Annotated in this window: 24 protein-coding genes and 1 pseudogene; 18 read left to right on the plus strand and 7 right to left on the minus strand. The window is 70.2% G+C overall.

The genetic code is table 11. The annotated features are described in order from the left end of the window. Positions 1-32: 32 nt before the first annotated feature. Positions 33-1,132 (minus strand): annotated as a pseudogene (locus Pma05_RS41005) (IS630 family transposase). A gap of 87 nt (positions 1,133-1,219) precedes the next feature. After that, complete coding sequence (locus Pma05_RS41010) at positions 1,220-1,708, minus strand: winged helix-turn-helix domain-containing protein (RefSeq protein ID WP_307837040.1); 489 nt, start codon at positions 1,706-1,708, stop codon at positions 1,220-1,222. Between the two features lie 686 nt (positions 1,709-2,394). Between Pma05_RS41010 and Pma05_RS41015 the strand changes: the two genes are divergently transcribed. From Pma05_RS41015 to Pma05_RS41025, 3 genes are all read left to right on the plus strand, one after another. Further along, positions 2,395-2,997 (plus strand): hypothetical protein, encoded by a 603-nt coding sequence (locus Pma05_RS41015; protein ID WP_203862939.1) that lies wholly within the window; start codon positions 2,395-2,397, stop codon positions 2,995-2,997. 383 nt (positions 2,998-3,380) lie between these two features. Continuing rightward, on the plus strand, positions 3,381-4,451 hold the full coding sequence (locus Pma05_RS41020) for a permease (protein WP_372441644.1): 1,071 nt from the start codon (positions 3,381-3,383) through the stop codon (positions 4,449-4,451). Positions 4,452-4,494: 43 nt separating this feature from the next. Next, positions 4,495-5,271 (plus strand): TIGR03943 family putative permease subunit, encoded by a 777-nt coding sequence (locus Pma05_RS41025; RefSeq protein ID WP_203862941.1) that lies wholly within the window; start codon positions 4,495-4,497, stop codon positions 5,269-5,271. 137 nt (positions 5,272-5,408) lie between these two features. Here the strand turns inward: Pma05_RS41025 and Pma05_RS41030 are convergent, their stop codons facing one another. Then, complete coding sequence (locus Pma05_RS41030) at positions 5,409-6,548, minus strand: hypothetical protein (protein WP_203862942.1); 1,140 nt, start codon at positions 6,546-6,548, stop codon at positions 5,409-5,411. A gap of 333 nt (positions 6,549-6,881) precedes the next feature. Here Pma05_RS41030 and Pma05_RS41035 point away from each other — a divergent pair, with 333 nt between their 5' ends. From Pma05_RS41035 to Pma05_RS41080, 10 genes are all read left to right on the plus strand, one after another. After that, entirely contained in the window at positions 6,882-7,970 is a 1,089-nt protein-coding gene (locus tag Pma05_RS41035; protein WP_239314171.1) for a hypothetical protein, read from the plus strand. An 806-nt stretch (positions 7,971-8,776) separates the two neighbouring features. Next, positions 8,777-9,298: a winged helix-turn-helix domain-containing protein gene (locus tag Pma05_RS43270; RefSeq protein WP_239314172.1), complete on the plus strand. Its 522-nt coding sequence runs from the start codon at positions 8,777-8,779 to the stop codon at positions 9,296-9,298. Positions 9,299-9,351: 53 nt separating this feature from the next. Then, a complete protein-coding gene (gene rpmB / locus Pma05_RS41045; protein WP_203862943.1) occupies positions 9,352-9,588 on the plus strand; it encodes a 50S ribosomal protein L28 in 237 nt (78 codons plus the stop codon). Then, positions 9,588-9,755 carry a 50S ribosomal protein L33 gene (gene rpmG, locus Pma05_RS41050; RefSeq protein WP_203862944.1) on the plus strand — a complete coding sequence of 56 codons (168 nt, stop codon included), beginning with the start codon at positions 9,588-9,590 and terminating at the stop codon, positions 9,753-9,755. Before rpmB ends, rpmG begins: the two co-directional genes overlap by 1 nt. Continuing rightward, positions 9,755-10,060, plus strand: coding sequence for a 30S ribosomal protein S14 (gene rpsN, locus Pma05_RS41055; protein WP_203862945.1), 306 nt, complete (start codon positions 9,755-9,757; stop codon positions 10,058-10,060). Before rpmG ends, rpsN begins: the two co-directional genes overlap by 1 nt. Before the next feature lie 104 nt (positions 10,061-10,164). Then, positions 10,165-11,628, plus strand: coding sequence for a choice-of-anchor M domain-containing protein (locus Pma05_RS41060; protein WP_203862958.1), 1,464 nt, complete (start codon positions 10,165-10,167; stop codon positions 11,626-11,628). A 184-nt stretch (positions 11,629-11,812) separates the two neighbouring features. Then, on the plus strand, positions 11,813-13,033 hold the full coding sequence (locus tag Pma05_RS41065; protein ID WP_203862946.1) for a WxL protein peptidoglycan domain-containing protein: 1,221 nt from the start codon (positions 11,813-11,815) through the stop codon (positions 13,031-13,033). 83 nt (positions 13,034-13,116) lie between these two features. Beyond that, positions 13,117-14,700: a TIGR03773 family transporter-associated surface protein gene (locus tag Pma05_RS41070; RefSeq protein ID WP_203862947.1), complete on the plus strand. Its 1,584-nt coding sequence runs from the start codon at positions 13,117-13,119 to the stop codon at positions 14,698-14,700. 182 nt (positions 14,701-14,882) lie between these two features. After that, positions 14,883-15,548, plus strand: coding sequence for a choice-of-anchor M domain-containing protein (locus Pma05_RS41075; RefSeq protein WP_203862948.1), 666 nt, complete (start codon positions 14,883-14,885; stop codon positions 15,546-15,548). A gap of 32 nt (positions 15,549-15,580) precedes the next feature. Next, complete coding sequence (locus Pma05_RS41080) at positions 15,581-16,225, plus strand: choice-of-anchor M domain-containing protein (RefSeq protein WP_203862959.1); 645 nt, start codon at positions 15,581-15,583, stop codon at positions 16,223-16,225. A 164-nt stretch (positions 16,226-16,389) separates the two neighbouring features. Here Pma05_RS41080 and Pma05_RS41085 read toward each other — a convergent pair whose 3' ends face one another. Both Pma05_RS41085 and Pma05_RS41090 read right to left on the minus strand, forming a co-directional pair. After that, the gene (locus tag Pma05_RS41085; RefSeq protein ID WP_203862949.1) at positions 16,390-17,448 is read right to left on the minus strand and encodes an LLM class flavin-dependent oxidoreductase; all 1,059 of its coding nucleotides are present in this window, start codon (positions 17,446-17,448) and stop codon (positions 16,390-16,392) included. 31 nt (positions 17,449-17,479) lie between these two features. Then, a complete protein-coding gene (locus tag Pma05_RS41090) occupies positions 17,480-17,872 on the minus strand; it encodes an SCO5389 family protein (RefSeq protein WP_203862950.1) in 393 nt (130 codons plus the stop codon). A gap of 383 nt (positions 17,873-18,255) precedes the next feature. Between Pma05_RS41090 and Pma05_RS41095 the strand changes: the two genes are divergently transcribed. From Pma05_RS41095 to Pma05_RS44370, 5 genes are all read left to right on the plus strand, one after another. Beyond that, complete coding sequence (locus Pma05_RS41095) at positions 18,256-19,830, plus strand: anchored repeat ABC transporter, substrate-binding protein (RefSeq protein ID WP_203862960.1); 1,575 nt, start codon at positions 18,256-18,258, stop codon at positions 19,828-19,830. A gap of 62 nt (positions 19,831-19,892) precedes the next feature. Next, positions 19,893-20,843, plus strand: coding sequence for a choice-of-anchor M domain-containing protein (locus Pma05_RS41100; protein WP_203862951.1), 951 nt, complete (start codon positions 19,893-19,895; stop codon positions 20,841-20,843). 26 nt (positions 20,844-20,869) lie between these two features. Beyond that, a complete protein-coding gene (locus tag Pma05_RS41105; RefSeq protein WP_372441645.1) occupies positions 20,870-21,583 on the plus strand; it encodes an anchored repeat-type ABC transporter ATP-binding subunit in 714 nt (237 codons plus the stop codon). A 1-nt stretch (position 21,584) separates the two neighbouring features. Further along, positions 21,585-22,505, plus strand: a complete 921-nt coding sequence (locus Pma05_RS41110; RefSeq protein ID WP_203862953.1) for an anchored repeat-type ABC transporter permease subunit — start codon at positions 21,585-21,587, stop codon at positions 22,503-22,505. A gap of 143 nt (positions 22,506-22,648) precedes the next feature. Beyond that, entirely contained in the window at positions 22,649-23,032 is a 384-nt protein-coding gene (locus tag Pma05_RS44370) for a type I-G CRISPR-associated protein, Cas3-extension family (protein WP_425567899.1), read from the plus strand. 1,061 nt (positions 23,033-24,093) lie between these two features. Here Pma05_RS44370 and Pma05_RS43275 read toward each other — a convergent pair. Continuing rightward, complete coding sequence (locus tag Pma05_RS43275; RefSeq protein ID WP_239314173.1) at positions 24,094-24,627, minus strand: helix-turn-helix domain-containing protein; 534 nt, start codon at positions 24,625-24,627, stop codon at positions 24,094-24,096. A gap of 150 nt (positions 24,628-24,777) precedes the next feature. After that, the coding region (locus Pma05_RS41120) for a tetratricopeptide repeat protein (RefSeq protein WP_203862955.1) at positions 24,778-26,600 on the minus strand (1,823 nt) is incomplete at its 5' end.

Consider the following 26,600-nt stretch of genomic DNA (forward strand, 5'->3'; position numbering starts at 1 on the left):
GTGCTGTGACCGGGAACGTTGGCCGGGTTGGGTCAAGCTGCTCGGGTGGTGGTTTGGCCCCATCGGTGTTGGCGTTCGCTGCGGATTCGGGCTCGTTCGCGGCGTTGGGCGGCGAGGATGTCGGGGTGGCGGGCGTTGGCGTTGCGCCAGCGGAGGTAGGCGTGGATGGCCCAGGTCGTGGCGGTGTGGTTGGGGTGGTTCGAGCCGGCCACGACGAAGGTGCGTAGCGGGCCGAAGTGTGCCTCGATCGGGTTCGCCCAGGAGGAGTACGTCGGGGTGAAGCACAGCTCGACCCGGTTGGTGGCGGCCCAGGTCTTGATCCGGTGGCCCTTGTGCGCGGAGAGGTTGTCCAGGATGACGTAGATCGGTGCCCCGTCCGGGCGGGCGGCGCGGATCGATTTGAGCGCGGCGAGGGTGTTGGCCGCCGACTTCCGGGTCCGGACAGTGCCCCAGAGGGTGTCATCACCGACGCTGTAGCAGGCGTGGAGTTGCCGGACCCCGTGCAGTTTGTGGTAGTTCGCGGGCAGCCGGTCGGGGTGCCCTTCCGCAGTCCAAGACGCGCCGGGGTGTGGTCGGATGGTCAGTGGCCCGAACTCGTCGAAGGCGAAGACCCGGTCCGGGAAGGCGGTGGTGACCTCCTCGATCCGGGCGAGTTTCGCCTGCGCCTGAGGATCGTTGGTCTCCTTCGACGTCTTGGTGCGCTGGAAGGTGATCCGGTGTTTGTGGAGGAACTCCCGTAGCCGTTCCCGGCCGATCGTCACCCGGCGGACGCCGTGGTTGTGGGCCAGGTAGTCGGCGAGCTTCCTCAGGCTCCAACGGGTGAACGGCTGGTCGAGGGCTTGTGGTCGGGTGCCTCGTCGTCTTCACTGATCCGGCGGGGACGGCCACCCGCCCACCGAGGGTCCAGGCAGGCCAGACCCATCTCGTTGAAGCGGTGGATCACTTCCCGGATCGCGTCTTCGTCGCCCTGCACCAGGCGGGCGATCGCCGGGACGGTGTTACCGCTGGCCGAGGCCATGATGACCATCGCCCGCCGCAATCGGATCGGAGAACCCGTCCCACGCCGCACGATCTGCTGTAATCGCCGGCCCTCGTCATCACTGAGCCGGCGAGCCCGAACAGGTTCTGCCATCCCGACAGCCTGACTCGCCGACCACAGCCAACCCGGGAACGCTGACCGGCGTGTCACCCAACCCGGCCAACGTTCCCGGTCACAGCACTAGCCTTTTACCGCCGGCCACCTCCGGCGTCGCCACGTCGTGATCGCCGTTTCGTCGCGCTCGACCGCCCGCCGGGCCGGCATCTGCGGGCTGTAGCCCATCCGGTGCAGCAGATAGGACACCCCACGCAGCGTGTAGACCACGCCGAACAGCCGCTCGATCAGCTCCGCCACCCGGGCCAGAGTCCACCGCTGATCGGTCCACCCGTGCGCGACCGGACCGGCGTCCAACGCCCCCGCGAGCTGCCTCCGCTGCTCACCGTCCAGTTTGCAGTCCATGCCACCCGGCCCGGTCGACGCCAACGCCGCCGCCCCACCAGCCGTCCACCTCCGACGCCACTCCCGCACCGATTTCTCCGACACCCGCAACTCAGCCGCGATCTCCACGGTCGGTCTGGCCCGCGCGAACATCTCCGCAGCCTGTTCTCGCACGACCTGCCGGCGGACACGAGCGGCCCGGTTCATACCACCACCAGCCGGATACCTCATCACCCCGACCTACCCACCATCGACCTACGTCACACCGACAGACGTCAAACTTTCAACCTCTGTAGCGCGGCAGCCCTTCCACGTCCGCTACGCGTGAGTCGCCTGAGGATCGCCGATGATCGCACGGTCACCCCCAAACTCCTCCCAGCCATAGAGGCCAGCCGCACTGGTGGCGTCTCCTGAAGTTGTCCATGCCGGCTTTGTCGAGGGTCTCGATGTTCGACGCGAACGGCATCTTGAGCATGAGGACGAGGTCGATGTCGCTCCCATGCCCGATAGGTCTTTAGCACCCGAGCTGGCCGGGGCCGTAGCCTGGCCGCGCCCGTCCGCGAAAGCTCCTGGTCGGTTGCGGTTCCCTACGAGCGGAGCGGACGTCAGTCGTTACAGAGGTCCGCCCAGCGGCCCGCGAGCAGCGCTTCCTATTCCGCTGCTGCTGGCGCAGAGGCCGAGTTGCCTGGCGACGACGGTCCCGCCAGATCAACCGCAGGTCGGTTGTCTTGACGGGAACGGCTCCGTATCCGAAGGTGACAAGCTCTAACCGCACCCGCGGGGCGGCTGGCGGCGGTGGCCGGCCCCACCAGACCCAGAGGAGAGCGATGAGTAACCGAAACAAGTTGCGCTCCGGACCGCGCGGGTCCACTCCGGCTGCCTCGACATCCGCCGGTCGCCGGCTGGCCATGCTTGTCTTGGCGTTCGCGCTCGGGGCGCTGCTTGCTGGTCCGATCGGCGCCGTGACGGCGGGCGGCGACGGCGCGCCGGTTGGTGACCAGGTGGCGCAGTTGCGTGCCGAAGAGGCCCGCCGAGACAACGCGCAGATCGTCGATCTCACCGCGCAGGCCAGGAAAGTTCAGCAAAGCCTCGTTCCTGTCCTCGACGGGCTCGCTGCTTCGGTGCCGACAGCGGGCGCGTCGCCCGGTCCGCCCGCGACCCGGACCGCGGTGACCGGCTGGCAGACGGCGACCAGCGCGGCCGTCGAGGGCTTCGCCGATCCACCGTCGGCCGGCACTGGCGTCAACATCGCCCGTTCCGGCTTGGCGGCGGCCGTGCGGGCACTCGACCTTGCGGTCGATACGTACGCGGCCGCGCTGGCCGCGCCGGACGTCAGCCGATCGTCACTGTTGGAGCTGGCCGGGCGTCAGCGGGATGTGGCGGTCGCCACCTGGTCGACGGCGGCCACGCAACTGGATGTCCTCAACATCGACGCCGGACACGGACACGCCCACGTCTTCCTGCCCGCGGTGCCGGGGCAGGGCGCGTTGACCGCCGACGGTGCTCCGGAGGGCAAGTAGTAGGCGGCCCGCTCCACGCGATTCGTGACCAAGTTGGCACTCGTGCCGCTCGCCCGGCTCTCGACGAGCAGGAGAGGGATTCGCTGGAGGGATGGAGACCGCCACGATCCGGACAGGTCGGACGGGGAGAGCCGATGGCATCCGTACGGTCGGCGGCGCACGGGGAAGTGGTCCTGTTCGTACCGACGCGTCCTCTGCTCGGACGCCGCACCTGGCGACGAGTTGGGGCTCGGATGGGCGGGTGTGGCGTTGGATACTGCGCCTCGGGTTAGAGTGACCGCCCCGGTTTTTCCCGTCAGAGGAAGGTCGTCGCCGTGACCGTACCGGACCGAGTAGGCGCTGGGCGTGCCCGGTCGGGAGAAACCATCGACCCGGTCGTTCCGGTGAGTGATCTAGAGCCGGGCGGTGCGTCGGCAGACGAGCGCGGCCAGTCTGTCGACTCCGAGGGCCCTGACCAAGGTGTTGAGTCCGGCCGGCCGGCCCGCTCCTGGCGGCGTCCGTTCGGGGATCGGGTCGGCTCGGTCGAGGTCCTTGCCCTGCTGTTGATCGTACTGATCATGTTCCGGGAACCGGTGGCGGCGCTGATCTCCACTCCGCGGTTGCAGACCTGGACGACGGTCTTCGTCTCGGTGATGGTGCAGGCGGTGCCCTTCCTGGTCTTCGGGGTGCTGCTCTCTGCGGTGATCGCGGTCTTCGTGCCCCGGTCGTTCTGGGCGCGGGCGCTGCCCCGGCATCCGGCGCTGGCCGTGCCGGTGGCGAGCGCGGCGGGCGTGGTGCTGCCCGGCTGCGAGTGTGGTGCGGTGCCGATTGCCGGGTCGCTGATCCGGCGTGGTGTGACCCCGGCCGCCGCGCTGGCGTTCCTGCTCGCCGCGCCGGCGATCAACCCGGTCGTGCTGGCGGCCACTGCGGTCGCCTTTCCGAACAATCCGGAGATGGTGGTCGGGCGGGGGATGGCCAGCCTGGTGGTTGCGATGGTGATGGGCTGGCTCTGGCTGCGGCTGGGTCGGGCCGACTGGATCCGGCTGCCGCGTCGCCCTGAGCTGGACGACCTGTCGAAGGGCCGGGCGTTCTGGGCGGCGGCACGGCACGACATCGTGCACGCCGGTGGGTTCCTGGTACTCGGCGCGATGGCCGCGGCCTGCATCAACGTGCTGGTGCCTGAGCGCTGGCTGCAGACGTTGGCCGACAATCCGGTGCTCTCGGTGCTGGCGCTCGCCGTGTTGGCGGTGCTGTTGTCGATCTGCTCGGAGGCCGATGCCTTCGTGGCCGCCTCGCTGTCGCAGTTCTCGCTCACGGCTCGGCTGGCGTTCCTGGTGGTCGGCCCGATGGTCGACTTGAAGTTGATCTCGATGCAGACCGGTGTTTTCGGCCGCCGGTTCGCGGCCCGGTTCGCGCCGACGACGTTCGTCGTCGCGGTGCTGGTCGCGGTGGGAGTGGGGGCGGTTCTGTGGTGACCGGAGATCACACGGTGAGCGGTGGTCGGTTCGGAGGTTTCCGGTGAACCGGCAGGCGCAGGCGGTGGTCCTGCTTCTCCTCGGCGGGTCGGTGCTCAAGGCCAGTCTCACCGACGTCTATCTGCGGTACGTCAAGGAGGGGCTGCGGCCGTTCCTGATCGCCGCCGGTGCGCTGTTGGTGGTCGCCGCGGTGATGACGCTCGTACACGATCTGCGGCGCCGCGACGCCGTGGGCGGCGGATCCGCCGACCACGACCACGACCACGGGCCGGGCGGCGCCGTATCCGGAGATGGGGCGGCCGATGACGGGCACGGGCATCACGAGCCCCGGGTGGGGTGGCTGCTGATCCTGCCCGCCCTCGGGTTGCTGCTGGTGTCGCCACCGGCGCTCGGCGCGTACGCGGTTGGGCAGTCCGGGACGGTGCTGGCCAATCAGGAGGCCGAAATCTATCCGCCGTTGCCGGCGGGTGACCCGGTCCAGGTCGGTCTGCTCGACTATGCCGCGCGGGCCGTCTTCGACGAGGGCAACACGCTTCGTGACCGGCGGGTGCAGCTCACCGGCTTCATCGCGCCCGGACCGGATGGCGAACCGATTCTGGCCCGGATGATGTTGTCCTGCTGCGCAGCCGACGGCCGGCCGATCAAGCTCGGCATGTCGGGTGATGTGCCGAATGGTCTGCCGCCGGACAGTTGGGTCGAGGTGGTCGGACGGTACACCCCACAGCTCGGCAAGGATTCGGTGAGTGACGTCGACATCCCTTACGTTCAGGTGGAGTCGTGGCAGCGGATCGATCCGCCGAAGCAGCCGTACGAGCAGTAGGGTTCGTGCACGCGACGGCGCATCGAACGCGGTCGTTGACGTTCCCGCCAGTCAGTATGAGCGCCAGGATCTGGCCGAGCCCGTGACACGCCAGGCAAGCTGTCGTCGTCGGCCATCGGCTCGACCGAGAATCGGACCTAGATCGTTCTCATGTCGAGGGTGTGCCAGATAGTCTCCGGGCCGGCGACCGTTGACCACCACAGGAAGCCGCCGCGGGACTGCACCGTGCCGACGCCCCGCGCGATCTCGACAGTGCGTCGCTGCGCGACGTCGTAGAGGTAGAGGACTCGGCTGCTCCGGTCGGGATCCTCGGCGGTGCCCTCGCTGAGCACTTCAAAGCGATCGAGTGCGGCCACGTCGACGACGGACGGCGACGCGGTGCCCGGCGCGACGATCTGACGGTCGCCGCCGTCCGGACGAACCAGAACGTTCTGCGGCTGCCCGTCCGGGGCGGTGACGAGTAGCCGGCACCAGCTTGGGCTGCACGCGACCACTTCGTCGGCGGCAGCGGCGACCTGCGTCGTCCGCCGCGCGACCACGTCGTGCAACCGGACCGGCCCACCGCTGCCGACGCTGGTCAGATAGGGCCAGCGGGAGAGTTCCCAGTCGCCGGGCCGCGCCTCGACGGTCACCGGGCCACCGTCGAGGGATACTGTGCGTAGCTCCGTGTCCGTCTCCCGGCCGGGTGATATCGCGGCCCAGTGCAGCCAGCCGTCCTGGACAGCGAGGTCGTACTCGGAGCCGAGATAGATGAACTGGCCGGTGTCCGCGGTTAACCGGCGGGCCGGCCGGTCTCCGGCGAGGTCGGCGGCCCACATCTCGGTGTGTGCGCGGCCGCTGGCGTCGATGGTCGACTCGGCCCAGACGACCCTGCCCGCATCGACGGCGATGGCGGCGAACTCCGGCTCGTCGACGGTAGGCAGACGGCGCAGTTCGCGCAGGTGGCCACCGGAGGCGCGGTGCAGCAGCCGCAGGTGGGTGCCGCCGCCTGGCTCGGGCGCCGTGCCGATCGAGGCCGTCGCGTCAAGAACGTGCGCCGGCTGATACTGGGCGCCGTCAGGCAGAATGGCGTTGATAGTCGCGCGGCGGGCGTTCGGCCAGACCTCCGCCGCCTGGGGCAGCAGCGAAGCGGTGGGCGCGGCCTCGGGAGGTGGCGGGCGCCAGACCAGCACGCCGACGGCCGCGACCGCGACGACCAGGGCGGCCAGCCCGCTGACCGGCCGACTGCCCACCTTCCGCCCGGTGGCTGTCGTGGGCAGCGGAGCGACACGGCTCATCTCGAACATTCCATCTGGCTGTCCACCCGCACAGTATCGCGGTCGCCCGAGCCCTGCGCCGACGACCGCAGCCAGGACAGTCGCCGACGAAGAGGCGATTGCCCCAAGACGTCGGGCGGTTGGCGCCGATCGGATCTCGGACCTTGTTCCGTAGGAGGGCGACAGGGGGCGGCGGCAGCACGATGGCACCCGTGGCCGGTGTGACCAGGCAAGCGGGGCGCCACCCACCAGGACGAGGGACCACCCGGATGCGGCCCAGGTCGGCCGATTACAGTGTGTCGGTCACCATGCCGAGTGGCCGGTACGGCCCATGCAGGTCGCCGGGAGGTGGGCTTGTCGAGAAGACCGCCCGTCGGCGTGCCCGGACGGGCGAGGACACTGCTGAGCCTGGCCGCCGCTGTCGCGGCGAGTGGCGTGCTGCTGCTGGCCCCGCCCAGTGATCCGCGGTCCGCCGTGCCGGTGTCGGTGGCGCTCGCCTGGCCGCACGCGCAACGCGGGAGTGTTTCCGCTGATCTGCCCGACGGCACCGCCTACACCCCGGCCTGGTTTCTCGATGCCAGCACGTCGATCGGCACCGCGCGAAGCCGTGACGGTGCCTCCCTGCGGCTGCTGGTCCGCCAGGCCGACGGGTCGCTGCGGCAGTTGCGGCAGTTGCCAACTCGCGGCTCCCCGTCGTTCCCGGCGGTCACCGTCAGCGGTGACGTGGTGGTCTGGGCCGAAGGCAATGGAGATCGCAGTCTCCAGCTATGGGCGGTCAACCTCCGCGATGGACGACCGCCACGGGAGTTGACGGCCGATACCGGCGACGCCCGCTTCTACCAGTCCGAGTACGACCTGATGATCGCGGACGACCGGGTGCGCTGGGTAGCCACCGCCAACAACGACGTGACCGAGGTGCGCTCGGTCGCGCTGACCGGCGGCCGGGTGCAGACCACCGCCGAGACGGGCACGTGGCAGCTCTCGGCGTGGCCCTGGCTGGTCGACGGCGCCACCTCCACGTCGGGCTCGACCATGCTGAGAAACGTCGTGACCGGCCGGGACGTCGCGGTGTCGCCGAACCGGAGAGCGGTGACGAACTGCAGTCCACGCTGGTGCCGCGTCGTCTCGTTGACCGGCGACGGCTACCGCATCGATCTGATGAATCCCGACGGCGGCGACCGTCACAAGGTCGCCGAGGGCCCGGTGGAGACAGCGGTCCCCGACGTCGGCGCACTGGACCGCTTCGACGTGTACGCGGAGACCGGCGGCAACGCGGGCCTGACCGGCAACGTGCGGCTGCTGGTCTACGACATCGCCGCCCGCAGGACGGTCGAGGTCAGTCCCGCCGCCGCCAACATCGGCTACCGCGGCGGCGTGCTCTGGTGGTCGACCGGTACCCAGGATCTGTACCTGCGGCACAGCCTGGACCTGCGCACCGTCTAGCCGCGCGCCCGCATGCCGTGCGCGCCGTCGTCTAGGGTCGGCAGGGACGGGCGCGGATGCCGGCGGGCTCGGGACACGGACCCGGGTCAGACCACCACGGTCGATTCTGGGCGTCGGCGGCCAAAGCCCCAGACGTCGGGGACAGCCGCGGCGAGCGCGGCGACGACGGCGGTCAGCGGCCCGGGCCGGCGAGGAACCAGGGTGTCGGCGAGCCCTGCGTAACCCGCAGCAAACTCGACGAATGAGGAGCCGCGGGACTGTCCGGCCTGCGGTGCCGGTGCTTTCGCCGGCGGTAGCAGGCCAGTGATCGGCCGGAGCAGGCCGCTGCCGAATAGCGGCGCCGGCGTCGAAGACGGTGGCCAGCGGCGCGGTCGGTGTGGGTGCGACCAGGATGGTGACCCGAACCGGCGAGGTGATGGCGGCCGTGGCCCGCTGGCGCCATCCCTTCGCCGACGACTGTGACGGTCAGGGCCTGGAACGCCGGCCGATATGCGCCCTGTCCGGCTCCGGCCACCGCCGCTGCGATGGTTGTCAGCGGCACCGATCAGCCCAGCCCAACCGCGATCGTCGGCGTCACATCTGAGACAACGACCGCACCGGGATGATCTCAGCGCACGCATCGACCCGGATTCGTGATGGGTCGCCGCCACCGTCGACGACTGATCCCTGCACCCGTGCTGGCCGGCAGGCGGGCCGGCTCTGGCCTGAGATAGCCGCCCGATATCTCGGAGGCGCGCCGCCCGGCATGTCCCGGCCCATGCCCGACGCCTCTCGACAAGAATGAAAATGGTTGTCATTATGCTTGGGTGACTTCCTCGCGCCCGGCCGCCGGCTCGACGGTGGATGCTCCGCACGTCGCGGACGGCCCCCACCTGCTGGTCTCCGTCCGGCTTCTTGCCGGGCGGGGGCCGGTGAACCCCGACGTCGCCCGACTCGTCGAATCCTTCTCGCGCCTCGCGTGGGCGCCCCAGGTCGTCGTCGGGCGAACGGATGCTCCGGAGTCGTGGATGCTTCGGATGCTGCTCGACTCCCGGACCCTCCTCTGGGATGAGGAGGAGATCCCGCTCACCCGCCGGGAGTTCGACCTCCTATGGCATCTCGCCCAGCATCCGCGCAGGGTCTTCACCCGAATGCAACTCCTCCATGAGGTGTGGGGTCACACGCAGTTCGGTCAACGCACCGTCGACGTACACGTCAGGCGACTGCGGGCCAAGGTCGGACCCGATGTCCCGCTGGTCGCCACGCTGCGCGGCGTCGGCTACCGGCTGAGCGACGACGTCACCGTGGCGGTGGTGCCCGAGGTGACGCCGCGCCGACCGGACGGCTAATGTGAAAACGAAAACGACTTCCGTTACAGTTTCCGAATCTGAAGGAGGTATCCGTGTCCAGACGATGCGAGGTCAGCGGGGCGCAGCCGAGCTTCGGCAACGCCGTGTCCCACTCCCATCGCCGTACCCGCCGACGTTGGAATCCCAACCTGCAACGCCACCGTTACTGGCTCGCCTCGGAGCGGCGTTGGGTCACCCTGCACCTCACCGCGAAGGCGATGCGTACGGTGGACCGCGAGGGAATCGAGCGGGTCGTGGCCGGGGTCCGGGCCCGAGGGGTGCGGGTCTGATGGCCCGCCGTACCGACCTGCGGCCGGTCGTCAAGCTGCGCAGTACGGGCGGCACCGGCTACACGTACGTTACCCGGAAGAACCGCCGCAACAACCCGGACCGCCTCGTCCTGCGCAAGTTCGACCCGGTGCTGCGCCGGCACGTCGACTTCCGCGAGGAGCGCTGATGGCGCGGCGCGGCCTGGTCGACCGGCAGGCCCGCCGGGCGGATCTGGTCCGCCGGTACGCCGCACCCCGGGCCGAGCTGAAGCGGGTCATCACGGCGCCGGAAACCGACCCGGCGGTACGCGCCGACGCGATGCGTCGGCTCAGGATGCTGCCCCGGGACTCCAGTCCGGTACGGCTGCGTTCCCGCGACCAGCTCGACGGACGACCCCGTGGCGTGTTGGGCCGGTTCGGGTTGTCCCGGATCCGGTTCCGGGAGCTGGCGCTGCGCGGCGAACTGCCCGGCGTCCGCAAGGCGTCCTGGTGAGCACGAAGCCAGCGGCGGAGGTGTCGCGGAAGCGCCCGAGTGGCGCGAACCGAGGCGAAGAGCTGCCGTGCGCGGACGCGCTCGGCTGTGGGGAGAGGAGCATGATGATTGTGAGATCGCGGCCCCGGATTGTCGGGGTCCTGGTCACGGTGGGGGCGGTGGTCGCCGGCACGCTGCTGGCGCCGGCAACCGCCTCCGCGGCGGAGAGGGTGGTGCTGGCGAAGGGGCATACCGACGCGGTCGACGTGCATTATGAGGACGGCGCGTTGTCGTTGAAGGTGCACGACGACACGATCGAGCCGTCGGTGATCCGGGATCCGGCCGACGTCACGTTCCAGGTGTTGCCGGGTGCGGAGATGCCGGTGCCGGACGACGACCGGTTCGCCTTCCTCGGGCCGGCGGGGACGCCGATCTGGCTGTTGCCGATGACCCAGGACCCGGATCTGCTCTGGCCGGGCTGGAACACCACGACGCTCGCGTCCGGTGTCTTCACCGGCAACCAGGTGCGGCTGAGCCTGCTCGACGTACAGGGTCCGGGGGTGGTGAACGTGTTCACCCAGGACGTGTTCGGTGGGCCGATCGTCAAGTTCCGCAGCGACGATGGGCTGCCGGACGCGATCGACGTGCCGGTGCACACCCACGCGCACGCGAACTGGGCGTTCAGCGCGCTCGGCAGTTACACCCTGACCTTCCAGGCCGACGCGACGTTGGCCGGCGGCGGCACGGTCAGCACCGGACCGGTGGACTACTCGTTCGTGGTGGGCGACCTGCCGGACCCGACACCGCCGACCGAGCTGAGTATCACCGGCCTCGCCGGGGAGTATCAGCCGGGCGAGACGGCGACGCTGACCGCCGTCCAGACGCCGCAGTCCGAACTGGACCACTACCACTGGTTCCACAGGTGCCAGGGCGCCGAGGACTGGACGGTGATCTCCGGCGAGGCCGGTGCCGGCTACTCGTTCACCGCGACCCGCGAACTCGACGACTGCCAGTACCTCGTCCGGCTCTACGACTCCGATCACAACGTCGTGGCCAGCAGCCCGCCGGTCACGTTGCGAGTCGCCACGGCACCGTCGACTCCAGGCGCGTCGCAGACGATCACCGCCTCGATCGACGGTACCCAGGGCGGATTGGTGGTCAGCGTCGACCCGGACGACCGCGCTGTCGTGCTGCCGCCGGCCCGGCTCAACGCCGGCGGCGACCGATGGGAGAGCACCGGCGAACTGCGGCCGGTGACTGTCACCGACACCCGTACCGGCAGCCCGGGTTGGAACGTCTCCGGGCAGATTCCGGAGAACTTCACCGGTCCGGACGGGGCGACGTTCGGCGCCGACCGGCTCGGCTGGACGCCGCGGATCCTCAGCCAGGGGACCGGGCAGGGTGTCATCGCCGGTCCGGCGGTCAGCCCGGCCTCCGGGGGCGGGCTCGGTGCCAGCAGCGTGCTCGGCTCGGCACCGGACGGCGCCGGCCGGGGTACCGCGCAGCTCTCCGCCGCGCTGCAGTTGAGCCTGCCGACCGAAACCGCCGCGGGTACGTACACCTCGACCCTCACCCTGACGGCGATCTGACCGTCACCTGATTGCCCGGTCGGGGCGGCTCGATCCCGATCACGCCCTCCGAACCGCCTGCACCGGGTAGCGACCCGGCCGTGGGGTGGAGCGAGCGGTCCGTCTGCATGCGCTCGTCCACCCCTCGGTCGCGGTCGCGACGAAGACCCACGACAAATCTACGAACGGAATCCACGACCCCGCCATGCGACTGCCAGCCGTCACCGCCGTCGGCGTCGTCCTGATCGGCCTGGCCCCACCGGCGGCCGTGGCCGCCCCGACGCCGACCCCCGCCGCGCCGACCCCGGCCGCGTCCGCCGCTCCCAGTCCCGCCACGACCGCATCCCCGCCCGCCAAGTCCCCGCTCACCTGGGGCGTGACGCCGTCGAGTCCGAAGGGACCGGACGGCAGGGACTCGTTGCGCTACAAACTCGACCCCGGTGCCAGCGTCACCGACTACGTCGCGGTCACCAACCACTCCGCCGGACCGGTCACCCTGACCGTCTACGCCAGCGACGCCTTCACCACCGCCCAAGGCGGCTTCGACCTGCTCGCCGGCCGGGAGAAGCCGGTCGACGTCGGCGCCTGGGTCCGACTCACCACCCGGACCCTGACCGTGCCGGCGACCTCCCGGATGGACCTGCCGTTCACCCTGACCGTGCCGGCCAATGCCACGCCGGGCGACCACACCGGCGGCATCGTCGCCTCACTCGCCGCCACCGGCACCGACGCCCAGGGCAACCAGGTCTCGGTCGACCACCGGGTCGGCACCCGCGTCTACCTCCGGGTAACCGGCGAGCTGCGACCCGCGCTGACCCTGGAAGACCTCCGGGTACGGCATCGAGGCTCGTACAACCCGATCACCGGCGGCGAGCTGACCGCGACCGCCATGCTCCGGAACACCGGCAACGTCCGGCTCGGCGGCCAGCCGACGCTGCGGGCCACCGGCCCGTTCGGGCTCGCGGCCCGGACCGCCACCGGCGGCCCGCTGCCGGAAATCCTGCCCGGCAACGCGGTACGGGTGAGCGTCCGACTGTCCGGGGTGCCGCCGCTGTTCCGACTGACCGCCATCACCACCGTCACCCCGGTGACGGTCGACGGCCAGGTGATCGACCCTCCGCCGGTCTCCGTGGCCGACAGCAGGGCGGTCTGGGCCGTGCCGTGGAGCCAATTGCTGCTCGTCGCCCTGACGATCGGCGGGGGCTGGGGCCTGGTGACGCTGCGCCGACGCCGACGGCGACGCACGGCTCGGGACCTCGCCCAAGCTGTCGCCGCGGCCCGGGAACAGGGACGCGTCGAGGCTGCGGAAGACCTCGCGGACGGCTCCGCCGACGGGGCGCGCAACCGGCAGAACGTCCGGACTGCCGGCGCCGCTTCCGACGCGACGCGGTCGTCAGAGGACTCATCAGGGGACCCCGAGAGATGAGTAGCCGACCCGCCCGCTGCCCCGCGCCGCACCGCCGCGCTGGGCGTGATCTTGAGAATGTCGCATGCCAGCAAAGGAGGATGATGAGATTTCCCAGTGTGCGAGCGGTTGCCGCCGGCCTCGCGGTGGCCGTACTGGCGCTGGTCGCCGGAGTCGCACCCGCACGAGCCGCCCCGGCGCCGGTCAGCGCCGACGGTGCCGACCTGATGTCCGTCTCACTCGTCGACGGCAAACTGTCCCTGCGGATACGTGACGCCGCCCAGGTCGGCCGGGGAGTCCCCGGACACGATCCGGCCGACGTCGTCCTGGGACCGGAGCACGGGGTGTCCGGCCGGGTGCCGGCCGACAGCCGCTTCTCGTTCCTCGGCACGCCCGGCCAGCCGGTGTGGCTGCTCGCCGCCACGGGCACCGCCTTCCCCAGCTTCGACACCACCGGCGTGAACCGTGGGGCGGTGCGGGGGGACCAGATCACGGTGTCGTTGCGTGCCGCCGACGGTCCCGGCCGGTTCACCGCCTACCGATTGTCCGGCCTCGGTGCGGTCACACCGCTGTTCGGCAGCGACATCGCCGGTCATGCCGCGCTGCCCACCGCGACCCGGACCCCGGCGGTGCTCTGGGCGTTCGACACCGCCGGCGACTACCGGGTCACCCTTGTCGCGTCGGCGACACTGCCCTCCGGCCAGCGAGTGAGCACCGAGGCGACCTACCGGGTGAGCGTCCCACCGATCACGCCGGGACCACCGGCGGCCCCGCCGTCCCCGGCCGGACCGGCCGACATGGCGAAGACCCTGCCGCAGCCGATGGCGGAGCCACCGGCGGCACGCCGAGGCGACCCACCAGCGCTGAACGCACCCGCGCAGGCGCCGCCTCCAAAGGTCGCCGCCGCGACGACCGGCACCCGCAAGGTCATCTCGGACGGGCACGTCGACATGGGGCCGCAGCTGACCGGAGGCACATGGACGATCCGGCTCAAGGACGACACGGTCAGCCCGCCGGTGTGGCGGGATCTGACCGACGTGGTCCTGCACGTCAAGGACAAGGCCAAGACCACGGTGCCGGCCGGGGCCGACTTCCTCGGCAAGGAGGGCGACACGGTCTGGCTGTTGCCACAGGCGCAGCAGTCCGGGATCGTCTGGCCCGGCTGGAACACCCAGCACGAGTCGATCGTCGGGGCGGTCCAGGGCAACGTGGCCTGGACGCTCAAGGGCGTCGACGGCCCCGGGAGGTTCGTACTCTTCCTGACCGGCTCGTTCGGCAACGCCGACGTGCTGTTCGACTCGGCCAAGAACCTGCCGCAGCAGCTGAACATCCCGCCCAACACGCACGCCCACGGCAACTGGGGGTTCAGCAAGCCGGGACTGTACCGCCTGCAGGTGCAGATGAGCGGCACCACCAGCGCCGGCAAGGCGGTCACCGACACCAGGACCCTGACGGTCGCGGTCGGTGACAGTACGGACCCGGGCAGCGGCTTCGGCGGCGGATCCGGTGATGGGTCCGGCGACGGCTCGGGCAACGGAAACGGCGGGCTACCGCGTACCGGTGAATCGTGGGTGGTCCCGGCCAGCTTCGGCGGCGCGCTCCTGGTAGCCGTCGGGGTGCTGCTGGTCTACCTGACCAGGCGACGTCGCCTGAGCGGCCCTGGGCAGGTTCACGAGAACGGCGCGTAGCGGTCGGTGCGGCCGGCGGCGCGGAGTCGTGTCGGTGGCCATTCGGCGCCCGGGGTCCCATCTGCTGTCCGGATAGGACTTCGGGCGTTGATGTTGTCACGCTCGCCCACTTCCCCGAGCACACCGAAACGACTATCGTTTTCAACAAGCGGTCCGTCGGGGATCGTGGAAAGGAGTTCTCCGTGCGCAGTACCTCCCGCAGCCTGCTCGTAGTGGGCGCCATCGCCGCCGCGGTGGTCGTCTCGGCGATGCCGGCTCAGGCTCAGGTGGCCACCGCGTCCCGCGTCGTGCTCGCCGCCGGCCATGTCGACGTGGTCGACGTCGAGTACGAGGACGGCGCCCTCGAAATCGGCGTGCACGACGAGACCGTCGAGCCCGGCGTCGAGCGTGAACCGGACGACGTGCTGTTCAAGGTCAAGCGCGAGGCCCAGACGACCGTCCCGGCCGACCCCGCGTTCGGGTTCCTCGGCGCTGCCGGCGTCCCGGTCTGGATCCTGCCCGAGGCACAGAACGAAAGCCTGCTCTGGCCCGGCCTGTCCACCGAGGAACTGGAGGCCGGAGTGTTCTCCGGTGACACCGTCACGCTCACCTTGGTACGGGTCGTCGGGCCCGGCCAGTTGGCCGTCTTTACCGAGGACGCCGTCGGGCAGCCGAACGTGCTGGTCGACAGCGGCGACGGGACTCCGGACGCGATCGGGCTGAGCGTCGGGGACCACCTGCACGCCAACTGGGCCTTCGACCAGCCGGGCACCTACACCGTGAAGGTCAAGGCGACCGCCAGGCTCGTCGCCTCCGGCCAGCGGATCAGTTCCGAAACCGTCAACCTGCGCTTCGCCGTGAAGCCATGACCAGAAAGGAAGGACCTGTGAGAGGCAAGCGAATGAGTCTGCGCAGCGGAGGGCTGGCCGGCCTGATCCTGGCCGGCGCGCTGCTCGGCGGGACGGCGGTGCCCGCCCAGGCGGCCCCGGTCGTGCTGACCAGCGGCCATGTCGACATCATCGACGTCGACTACGCCTCCGGCGCACTGGTGGTCAACGTGCTCGACGGGACCGGACCCACCGACGTCGAGCGTGACCCCGCCGATGTCGTGTTCCGGGTGCCGGCCGCCGCGAAGGTCAGCGTGCCCAGCGGATCCGCCTGGTCGTTCCTCGGCACCGGCGGGCAAGCCTGGATCCTCCCGCAGGCCAACACGAGCGGACTGCTCTGGGCCGGCTGGAACACCACCGAGGTGCCCAGCGGGGTCTTCCAGAACAACCGGGTGACGTTCCGGCTCACCAGCGTCAGCGGACCCGCCGGATTCAGCATCTACACCACCTCGCTGGGGTCGCCGACCGTGCTGTTCGACAGTGGAAACGGGCTGCCGGACAACCTGAACGTCAACCACAACTCCCACGCCCACGTCAACTGGGGCTTCGACGCGGCGGGCACCTATGCCGTCACCTTCCAGGTGACCGGCACGCTCGCGACGACCGGAGCCACCGTCAGCTCCGGATCCAGGACCTTCACCTTCGAGGTCCTCGCCTAGTCCGCGCCTCCGGCGCGGGCAGATCACCGTCGGAAACGATCAGCCGGTGCGACGTCCCACACCATTGGGACGTCGCACCGGCCGTGTCGTCGGTGGCGTCGCGGGTCGAGATCGTCGTCCTTGCCCTCGTGGGCTCGGACCCGATGTACGCTGGGCAGCCCCGGTCACCGCGTCGGGACAGGACGCCGGACCCGGCCATCGACGGAGTCGTCCAGGGGCGGGTTCGGGGCGGTCAGGTCGAGCACCTCGGAGGCGAGCCGGGCGATGTTGTCGAGGGTGGTCTGCCGACCGCCGGCGGCCTCGACCATCAACAGCAGATGCCGTACCCCGGGAACCGCAGCCGCTTCGGCGATCCGCTGCCGGCAGCGGGCAGGACCGCCGACCGGATGAATGTCCAGGAGCGTGTCGACATAACGGCTCCGCTCCGGCCGAGGTGACGACGAGCCGTCGATGCGGACGTACTCGTCGGTGCCGGCCAGCAGCCCCGGCAGCGCGGCCCGCACGGCGCCCTCCGCCTCGGCGTCGGTGTCGGCGACGTGGGCCAGGTGGGCGCTCGCGTGCGCGGCGCTCGCCGGCCGGTGGCCGTGCGCCGCCGCGACCTGGGCGTACCGGTCGAGCAGCTCCGCCTTCTCCGGGTTGGTCGCGTGCATGCCGAGCAGCAGCGGGAGCCCGCGCCGGGCGGCCAACTCGACGGTCGGGACGGAGGTGGCGGCGATCCAGACCGGGATCTGTCGGCGGGGCCGGGGCACCACACGGACCGGACGGAACGGGAAACGGCCGCTGCCGGCGATGTACTCGTCGCCCTGCAACCAGGACGTCAGCAGGTCGACCGACTCGGCGAAGCCATCGGTGTACCGGTCCAGCCCGGTGCCGAAGACCTCCAGGTCGACCCACGGCCCGCCCCGGGCGACGCCGAGGGCGAACCGTCCACCGGAGAGTTCGTCGAGCAGGACCGCCTCCTCGGCCAGCGCCACCGGGTGGCGATTGGAGAGGATGCAGGCCGCGGTGCCGACCGTCACGCGTCGAGTGGCGCCGAGCAGGTGCGCGGCGAACGCCGGAGCCGAGGGGCAGGCGCCGTACGAGGTGAAGTGGTGCTCGGCGATCCACACCCCGGCGTAGCCGTACCGTTCCGCCGCCAGGCCGTACCAGTGTGCCGCCGCCAGGGACTCGGCCGCCGTCGTGCCGGGATGCTGCCCGGCGAGCAGGAACAGATGGGCTGCCACCTGCTCCGCCCGCCGGACGGCCTCAGGCGGATCAGCAGTCACGCAGCTCGGGCGACTGGTTGAGTAGCTGGCCGCGGGCGGACACGAAGCGACGGTAGGCGTCGGAGTCGACCGCGGCGGGGCGGAACGCGGCCACCCGGTGGCAGTTCTGGAAGGCGAGCCGGACGCCGAAGTGCCGCTCCAACCCGGCTCGGATGGCGTCACTGGCCAGCGCACGCAGCAGTTGTCCGCGCTCGGCCTCGCTCGGCGGCGGGATGACGTTGTCGGCGAAGTCGTCGTCGGAGGCGTTCAGGTCGGCTACCACGTGGCTGACCGTCTGCCACGCGTACGGCAGCGACTCACGGACACAGGCGACGAACGCCGCGTCGTCCACCGGGCCTCGTTCGGCGGCCTCCAACAGGGCGGGGGGAACAGCGAGAGACATGACCCTCCTCAACTCTGAAACCGAAACGATCGTGACACCCATTTTCGTTCTAACGGTGTGTGTGCGCAACTCTCGACGAGAGTAATTCTGCTCTGGGTATGCCGTGACGGTCCCGCATGCTGGGGCCCGGGGCGATGTGCCCGGTTGTTGGATGCGCGGACCCCCGCCGGTTCCAGGGCTGACCCTAGAGTCAGTTGATAACCGTTCCCATTTTCATGCTACTGTGCTGGCGGTTCGTGGCGCTGGCCGCGGCCAGGAAACCGAATCGTCGCCCGCCTGCTGGGGACGACAGACGCATGTCCGTGACAGGTGGGGAGGTAGTGCGAATGCCTGCCGTGCGGCGGCTTCCCGGCAGCGCGGCCGTGCCGCTGACCGGGCACCGGATGCGGGTGGTCGCGCTGACGGTGCTTGTGGCGCTCCTCGTCAGCGGTTGCCGGTCGACCGAGATGCTGAGCGGGCACGACGAGCGGGTGCAGGTCGTCACCACCACCGGGATCCTGCAGGACCTGGTACGCCAGGTCGGCGGCGACCGGGTCACGGTCAGCTCCCTGGTGCCGGACGGCGCCGACCCGCACAGCTATGAACCCTCGCTGCGCGATGTCCGCAACGTGGTCTACGCCGACGTGGCGTTCAGCAACTACCTCCTGCTGGAGGAGCACGCGATCATCAAGACGCTGGACGCCAACCTCCGCACCGGCGTACCGAACATCTCACTCGCCGAAGGGGCGGTGAAGTACGCCGCCGAGATCATCCCAATGGTCGAGGACGTCTCGCTCGACACCATCTGGTTGGGCATGCGGGTCCGGGGCACCGGTACGGCCGACGGCGCGAACCGCTCCTCGGACATCCTGCTCAGCGCCACCGGCGTCGCCGGGCCGGGCAGCCTGGCGGCCTACCTGACCGAGTCGTTCGGCAACCCGTCGTTCTACGTCAACTCCGCCGACGGGTTCGACCCGGCGAACGGGTTCAAGGACGACACCGCCCTACTGCCACCGGACGCGCACACCCACATGAGCTGGGCGTTCACCAAGCCGGGCGTCTACCGGCTGACCATGCGGGCGCAGATCGCGGTCACGCCCGAGGCGAAACCCGTTCCGGTCAGGGAACAGACCTTCACCTTCGCAGTCGGGGTGGACCCGCACTCGGTGCCGGCAATGACCGGCGCGGCGGTGCTGAACTCGGGGCACGCCGATCTCACCGTCGACCTCGACCAGCGGCGGCTGTACCTGCTCGCCGACCCGGAGGGCGGCGGTGAGGCCGACCAGCGGGTGTACGACCCGGCGACGACGGTGATCGAGGTGCCGAACAAGGCGCTGCTGGAGGTGCCCGGCGACCGCAAGTTCCGGTTCCTGGGCCGCCCCGGCAGCCAGGTCCACCAACTACCCCAGGCGGTCCTCGGCAAGCACGTGCACGGCGAGATCGACCCGCACCTGTGGCAGAACGTCCGCAACGCCATCGCCTACGTCGAACTGATCCGGGACACCCTGATCGGGATCGACCCTGACGGCGCCGGCGAATACCGGACCCATGCCACCGACTACATCGCCGAACTGGAGCGGCTCGACACCTACGTCCGGGACACCATCGCCCAGATACCGGAGTCGCAGCGGCACCTGGTCACCACCCACGACGCGTTCGGCTACCTGGGTGACGCCTACGGCGTGCAGATCTCCGGATTCGTGACCCCGAACCCGGCCACCGAGCCGAGCCTCGCCGACCGGCGCCGACTCACCGAGACGATCCGCAACCTGGACATCCGCGCCGTGTTCCTCGAACCCAACCTGGCGGCCCGCTCGACGACGCTGACCGAGGTCGCAGGCGAGCAGGGCCTACGGATCTGCGAGATCTACGGGGACAGCTTCGGCGGCGACGTGCGGACGTATGTACAGATGATGCGGTTCAACGCGGAATCGCTGCGGGACTGCCTGGCCAGGCCGAACAACGGGAGGCGACAGTGATCGGCGCACCGGCGCGATCGAGGCGGCGCGGGACGGCGAGGGTCGCCGTCCGATGCGGTGCGGTGGTCGCCGCGCTGCTGGTACTGACCACGCCCGCGACCCCCGCTACGGCCACGGAGCCCACGCCGGGGCTGGACCAGTCGATCGCCCCGGACCAGCCGCTCGCCACCGACCGGGCGGTGTTGAAGGCCGGGCACGTGGACGTCGGCCCCCGGTACGTCGACGACCGGTGGACGCTGCTGATCCACGACGACGCGCAGCGGCCGGTCTGGCGCAGCACCGACCAGACCGTCCTGCAGGTCTCCGACGCCGCCCGCCAGACCGTTCCGGACGATCCGGCGTACACCTTCCTCGACGTCGACGCCGGTGAGCGGGTGTACGTGGTGCCGCAGACGCAACAGCCGGACGTGGTCTGGATCGGATGGAACACCCAGGACCCTCGGGTAATGCGGGACATCGACCGTGGCGTGACGCTCACCCTGCTCGGCGTCCGCGGACCGGGCGCGATGACGGTGTACCTCCAGTCGGGTAACTTCGCCGCGCCGCAGGTGCTGTGGCGCTCCGCCGAACCGAAACCCCAGCCGCTCTGGGTGGAGGTGAACACCCACACCCACGCCAACTGGGTCTTCACCCGGCCAGGCGTCTACCTGGTGGCCATCCAGGTCTCGGCCGACCTGACCAGCGGAAAGCAGGTCGCCGACACCAGGCTGCTACGGATCGCCGTGGGCGATGCGACCAGCACCGACGAGGCGTTCACCGCGACCGCTGACATCCCATCCGGGCCGGCGGTCCAGCCGGCCTCAGGCGGCGACGGCGCCGCACCGAACCGTTCCGATGGTGACAGGACAGCTCTGATCGCCCTGCTCGTCGGAGTAGCGGCGCTGCTCGTCGTCGCCCTGGTCTGGGTACAGGTCAGCGGCGGCAGCGCCAAGCGCCGGGCCGAGCGCGAGCGAGGCGAACGGTCAGCGGCCGGTCTGGCCGATGAAGATCCGACCTCGGGGAGTCGGTCGTGAGGGCGCTCGACATCGCCGACCTGAACGTGGACCTCGGTGGCCGGCCGGTGCTGCGGGACGTACGACTCCACGTCGAGTCGGGCGAGCTGGTCGGGTTACTCGGACCGAACGGCGCGGGAAAGACCACACTGCTGCGGGCGATCCTCGGCCTGGTCAGCACCCGGAGCGGACAGATCCGCGTCGACGGCGAGCCCGCCCGACGCGGACGTACCCCGATCGGCTACGTGCCGCAGCGCCACGAGTTCAGCTGGGATTTTCCGATCTCGGTCGAGCAGACCGTGCTGACCGGCCGGACGGGACGGCTCGGGCTGCTGCGCCGGCCCCGCGTAGCGGACTGGCACGCGGTGGGGGAGGCGCTCGACCGGGTACGGCTGGCCGGACTGCGTAACCGGCCGGTCGGTGAACTCTCCGGCGGCCAGCGGCAGCGGGTCCTGGTGGCCCGGGCTCTCGCGCTGTCGCCGCGGATCCTGCTCCTCGACGAACCGTTCACCGGCCTGGACCTGCCCACCCAGGAACTGCTGGGCGACCTGTTCAGCAGCCTCGCCCAGGAGGGCCGGGCGCTGCTGATGACCACCCACGACCTGGTCGCCGCATTGCAGTCGAGTACCCGGCTGGTGCTGCTCAACGGCCGGGTCACCGCCGAAGGCCGCCCGACCGAGCTGCGCGACCCCGAGGTCTGGAAGCGGACCTTCGGCGTCAGCGACCAGTCCGCGCTGCTCAAACTCGTGAAGGCGGCCTAGCTTGTCGATCACCGACTTTCTCACCGACCTGTTCAACCCCGACCTTGCCTTCCTGCCCAAGGCGCTGGCGATCGCGGTGATGTCCAGCGTGGTCTGCGGCGTCGTCGGCTGCTACGTCGTACTCCGCGGAATGGCCTTCATCGGCGACGCCGTCGCGCACGCGGTCTTCCCCGGCCTCGCGGTCGCCTTCGTCCTACAGGGCAGTCTGGTCCTCGGCGGCGCGGTCGCCGGCGTCGCCACCGCGCTGATGATCGCTGTCTTCGCGCAGAACCGGCGGCTCAAGGAGGACTCCCTGATCGGCGTTTTCCTGGTCGCCACGTTCGCCCTCGGGATCGTGATCATCTCGCAGGCGCCCGGCTACGCCGGCTCGCTGCAACAGTTCCTCTTCGGCTCGATCACCGGCATCCCGGACCGGGATTTGTACCTGGTGGGCGGTACCGGGTTGCTCACCCTCGGCCTGATGCTCGCCCTGCACAAGGAACTGGTGGCGGTCAGCCTCGACCGGGAGATGTCCCGGGCCATCGGCCTGCCCGTCTTCTGGCTCGACATCGTGCTCTACGTCCTCGTAACCCTGGCCGTGGTGATCTCCCTACAGACCATCGGCAACATCCTCGTCCTGGCCCTGCTGATCATCCCGGCCGCGACCGCCCGGCTGCTCACCGACCGACTGGGCGCGATGATGCTGCTCGCCCCGATCACCGGCGGCGCATCAGCGGTCCTCGGACTCTACCTCTCCTGGAGCTACGACACCCCGGTCGGCGGCACCATCGTCCTGGTCGCCACCGCCGCCTTCCTGACATCCTGGCTCTTCGCACCTCGGCACGGCCTACTGACAAAGCGCTGGCGACGACCGCGAGGTGCAGCGTTCGGCGAACACATACCCGCGAGCGATCCCTCGTACGATGCGCTCTGCGCTGACTGAACTGGGCCGGACCGAACCAGGTCGACGCCGAGCGGGCCAGCGAGCATCCGTCGAAGCGGGCACGACAGGTCGCTCACGATGGGATAGCCGCCTGCCGTATGAGGGCGCCGGAGTGGTCGTCGATTGCGATCGCCCTGCCGTAGTTGTGTCGGCCGGGAGGCGGCGCTGGGCCACCTCGCTGGGCGTGCCGGCCCGCTAGACCCGGCGGGGCGAGCACAAAGCCGGATGCCGCCGCGCCGACGACGAAGGCGGCGAGTACGGCAAGTTGCTGGCACACCATCCCCGGCCAACGACAACCCGTGATGATCTGGCCCCTCTGGCGGCAACCCCTCGACACCCACGGCATCCAAACACTCCTCGAACACCCCCAACTACGACCAAGACATACCCCCCAAGGGATCACCCTGGACCGCAGACCCTGGCCACCACTCGGCGTCTTCGCAGTAGCCGCCGCCACCCGCCAACCCATCGAAGGACGAAAATCGGCCGGCGTCCTCACCCCCACCCCCATTCTCACTACCGACTGACCCCCACCTTCCCGACAAGAGGCCCACGCCGTCGACGCCTCCTCCCTCCGCGCCAGAAGCCAAACCGTTCCTTGACACCTGAAAAGCCCGAATTTGTCCGCCCGGTTGGGAACCTCAAGCTCCTGCGACTTACCAGGAAGGTTCCCAACCAGCAAACCGTGGCCAGATAGGGCGAACCAGGCTCTAGTAGCCCGGCTACCACCCCGACGAAGAACTATGTCCGCAGCTCACGAACTCTGACGTCGACCCTTCGGGGCCGACCACCATTGCGACGACGGGACCGTGCCGCGCAAGCTGGGAAAGTGGAAGTTCTGACGTCGGCCCTTCGGACCGACCACCATTGCGACGGCCAGGCCCGCCGGATCACCGCCCGCGTCGAAGACTGACGTCGGCCCTTCGGACCGACCACCATTGCGACCGCCATCACGACAGTCGGACCGGCGATCCCAACCTGCACACTGACGTCGGCCCTTCGGGCCGACCACCATTGCGACAAGCAGCTCCACGGCGAGGCGCCGCAGTTCACCCAGCCTGACGTCGGCCCTTCGGGCCGACCACCATTGCGACGACACCCGCAGCCACTCCAACCCGGCCCGGCGCACCGCTGACGTCGGCCCTTCGGGCCGACCACCATTCCGACGAGGCCCTCGCCTGGGGTACCCACGTCCGGGACTACCGGCTGACGTCGGCCCTTCGGGCCGATCACCATTGCGACTGTTGCCTGGGGGTGCTCTGCGAGATGGCGGTGAAGGCTGACGTCGGCCCTCCAGGGGCCGACCTGATCCGTGTGGCGGCTCGGCGTACACGCCGCGGGGCGCCAGGGTATACAGGGCAATGAGTTTGTTGGTGCGTCCGGTGCCAGGGTCGGTAGCGCTCCCGTGAGAGGTCTACTGCCCCTGCCACGCCTCGACCGGCGGCGCCAAATCGATGAGCAGAGAAGGAAGTGACGCGGCGCGGCGGTGACGGCGGCCGCAGCCGGTTCGAGCGGTTTCCGGCGTAGTCCAGTTATGGCGACACCTTGCACCGCCGCTTAATGTAGGCATCGCCGACATCACGACGTGTCACGTATCCGACCCGGCCGACGAGGCCCGGCACGGGCATGTCGACGATCCAATCCGGGTGAGTGCTGCGATTGCCCGCTGCGGCTCTCGCCCGGCGGCCACCCTTCGGGACGAGTGAGATGTTCTCATGCCGCCGATTGCCGTCCGTGCTGATGCAGGTGTCCGCGATCCAGGTTCGCCATTGCGGGTCCCACGGTCGGGCTCACATTTGCGGACGTACCGCTTGACGGTGTTCAGGCCGACGTTGAGCTGACGGGCACATTTCAACAAGCCGACGCCCTTGTCGAGTAGGTCGCGGACCTGCCGCCACCGCTCGCGGTGGTAGGCCGGCCCCCTCACCCAGCACGCAGTGTGGGCGGCGCCCCTTGCGGACGGCCCCGGCGAGGTTGCGCCACAGGTGGCACCCGTCCGCGCCTGGATCGTTGCTGGCAGGGGGCGGCGAATCGCCTTGGCGTAGGCGGTGGAGAAAGCCCGGCACGCGCTCTCGACACCAGGGTGATCACCCGGCCCCGGCCCTGCATCTGGCGACGACATCGATTCGCGCCCCAGGCGGTGTCCGGGCCGAACAGGCCCCAAGCCATCGATCCCGCAGCGGTCAAAGTCGTATGTCAGGGCCTGCGGTCGAGTTTTCGAACGGTTCACGCCTAGCCGGAACCGAATATTCGAACTTTCAGGCCGAGCGCGTCATCCCGTCGTCCCGATCTCGGCGAACAGCTCATCAGCACGGCGGAGGTACGCTTCGGCCCTGGGCGTACCGGCATGCACCTCGCCGAGCAGCGCCAGCGTACGTGCCTCGCCCAGCCGGTAACCGGTCTGGACGTGGATCGTCAGCGCCTCCTCGGCGTGCGCCCCGGCGGCATCGGCGGCTGACTGTGCGAGCCGGACGGTGGCGAGCGCGGTCAGCGCCCGGCCGCGCAGAACGCGGTAACCCGCGCCACGGGCGATGTCGGCCGCTCGGACCGCCAGGTCGGCGGCGTCGGCGAGTTGGCCCAGCGCGGCCCGCGCACCGGCGAGTTCGATCAGCGCCTCGACCTCGCCACGCCGGTAGCCGTTCTGGCCGGCGATGTCGGCTGCGCGCAGGTGGTGCTCGATGGCCTGGTCGAACCGGCCCGATCCGAGGGAGGCGGCGCCGATGGCCAGGTGGGCGTCGATCTCCGTACCCTGGCTGTCGGTGTCTTGGGCGAGCCGCAGGGCCTGCCGGCCGAACCGTTCGGCGCTCTGATGTTCACCACGCACGCAGGAGAGCTTGGCCAGGCTGGCGTACGCCGCCCCCTCCATGTCCCGGGCACCGGTGGCGCGGTAGTGGGCCAGCGCCCGTTCCAGATATCCCCGGGCCCGGTCCAGCTCACCGAGGTCGAGGTGGATCAGCCCGAGCAGGCTCAGGTCGATCGCCTCCCCGTACCGGGCACTGTCGCGCTCGTGGATGGCCAGTGCCTGACCGCAGTGTTCGGCGGCTAGGCGGAGCCGGCCCAGCTCGTAGTGGACGTTGCCGAGGTTGCCGAGCACCTCGGCCTCCCGGATGCGCGCACCGATGCCACGCACGATCGTCAGCGCCTGTGCGTGGTATTCCGCAGCCTGGTCGAGCTGGCCGCGATGCCGGTGCACGATGCCGAGGTTACCCAGCGCCGCCGCCTGTGCCTCGGCCCATCCCGCCTGCCGGCTGAGGTCGCGGGCCCGCTCGAACTGCGCCACGGCGGGTTCGTACTGGCTGAGACTCAGGTACACGGTGGCCAGCCCATGGTGCATCGCCGCCTGCGCCGGGACGTCCCGATCGAGCTGCGCTGCGGCCAACCCGGCACCCACCGCCGTCAGCCAGTCGTCGTGGTATTTCCGCAGCCAGAAGAAGCCGCGCAGCGCGTCCGCCAGCCGCCAGGCGAAGTGGCGGTGCTCCGCCGAGTCCGCCGTGCCGGCACGGCAGACGATGGCGACGAGGTTGTACCGCTCCGCCTCCAACCAGGCCAGCCCGTCGTTTCCGTTGAGCAGCCGAGGACCGATCGCGACGGGGGCGGCGTCCAGCCTGGGTAGCCGCAGCATCGCCGGATACAGCAGATCGACGGCCTGGTAGGTGGTGTCGAGGTACCAGTGGAACAACCTTGTCCGGGCCGCGTGCGCGACCGGGCCGTCCTCGGTATCGGCGAGCCGGCGGGCGTATAGACGGAGCAGGTCGTGCATCTGGTAACGGTGCGAATCGACGTACTCGACCAGGCAAGCGCTGGACGACACCTCGAGCATCCGTACTGCGGCGGCGGCGTCGACCCCGGCCAGGCTCGCCGCCGCGTACGTGCTGTAGTCGCCGCTCGGGTGCAGACCGAGGAGACGAAACATCCGGGCCGCGTCGGGCGGCAGCGCCCGGTAGGACCAGGAGAAGACCGCCTGGAGTCTACTGGCCGGATCGCCCGGGATGTCGAGCGCGTCGAGCCGGCCGGCCTCCTCGGCCAGTTCCGCGACGATGTCGGCGAGCGCGGCCACGGACCGCCGGGCGGCGCGCTCGGCGGCGATCCTCAGCG

Source organism: Plantactinospora mayteni (assembly GCF_016862935.1).
Classification (GTDB): Bacteria; Actinomycetota; Actinomycetes; order Mycobacteriales; family Micromonosporaceae; genus Plantactinospora; species Plantactinospora mayteni.

Bases quoted from the DNA above. Each gene is read 5' to 3' on its own strand.
- Pma05_RS43275 (WP_239314173.1), bottom strand. From the start codon at position 24,627: ATGTCGTCGCCAGATGCAGGGCCGGGGCCGGGTGATCACCCTGGTGTC.
- Pma05_RS41080 (WP_203862959.1), top strand. From the start codon at position 15,581: ATGAGTCTGCGCAGCGGAGGGCTGGCCGGCCTGATCCTGGCCGGCGCG.
- Pma05_RS41010 (WP_307837040.1), bottom strand. From the start codon at position 1,708: ATGAGGTATCCGGCTGGTGGTGGTATGAACCGGGCCGCTCGTGTCCGC.
- Pma05_RS41070 (WP_203862947.1), top strand. From the start codon at position 13,117: ATGAGATTTCCCAGTGTGCGAGCGGTTGCCGCCGGCCTCGCGGTGGCC.
- rpsN (WP_203862945.1), top strand. From the start codon at position 9,755: ATGGCGCGGCGCGGCCTGGTCGACCGGCAGGCCCGCCGGGCGGATCTG.
- Pma05_RS41060 (WP_203862958.1), top strand. From the start codon at position 10,165: ATGATTGTGAGATCGCGGCCCCGGATTGTCGGGGTCCTGGTCACGGTG.
- rpmG (WP_203862944.1), top strand. From the start codon at position 9,588: ATGGCCCGCCGTACCGACCTGCGGCCGGTCGTCAAGCTGCGCAGTACG.
- Pma05_RS41090 (WP_203862950.1), bottom strand. From the start codon at position 17,872: ATGTCTCTCGCTGTTCCCCCCGCCCTGTTGGAGGCCGCCGAACGAGGC.
- Pma05_RS41030 (WP_203862942.1), bottom strand. From the start codon at position 6,548: ATGAGCCGTGTCGCTCCGCTGCCCACGACAGCCACCGGGCGGAAGGTG.
- Pma05_RS41095 (WP_203862960.1), top strand. From the start codon at position 18,256: ATGCGGGTGGTCGCGCTGACGGTGCTTGTGGCGCTCCTCGTCAGCGGT.
- Pma05_RS41065 (WP_203862946.1), top strand. From the start codon at position 11,813: ATGCGACTGCCAGCCGTCACCGCCGTCGGCGTCGTCCTGATCGGCCTG.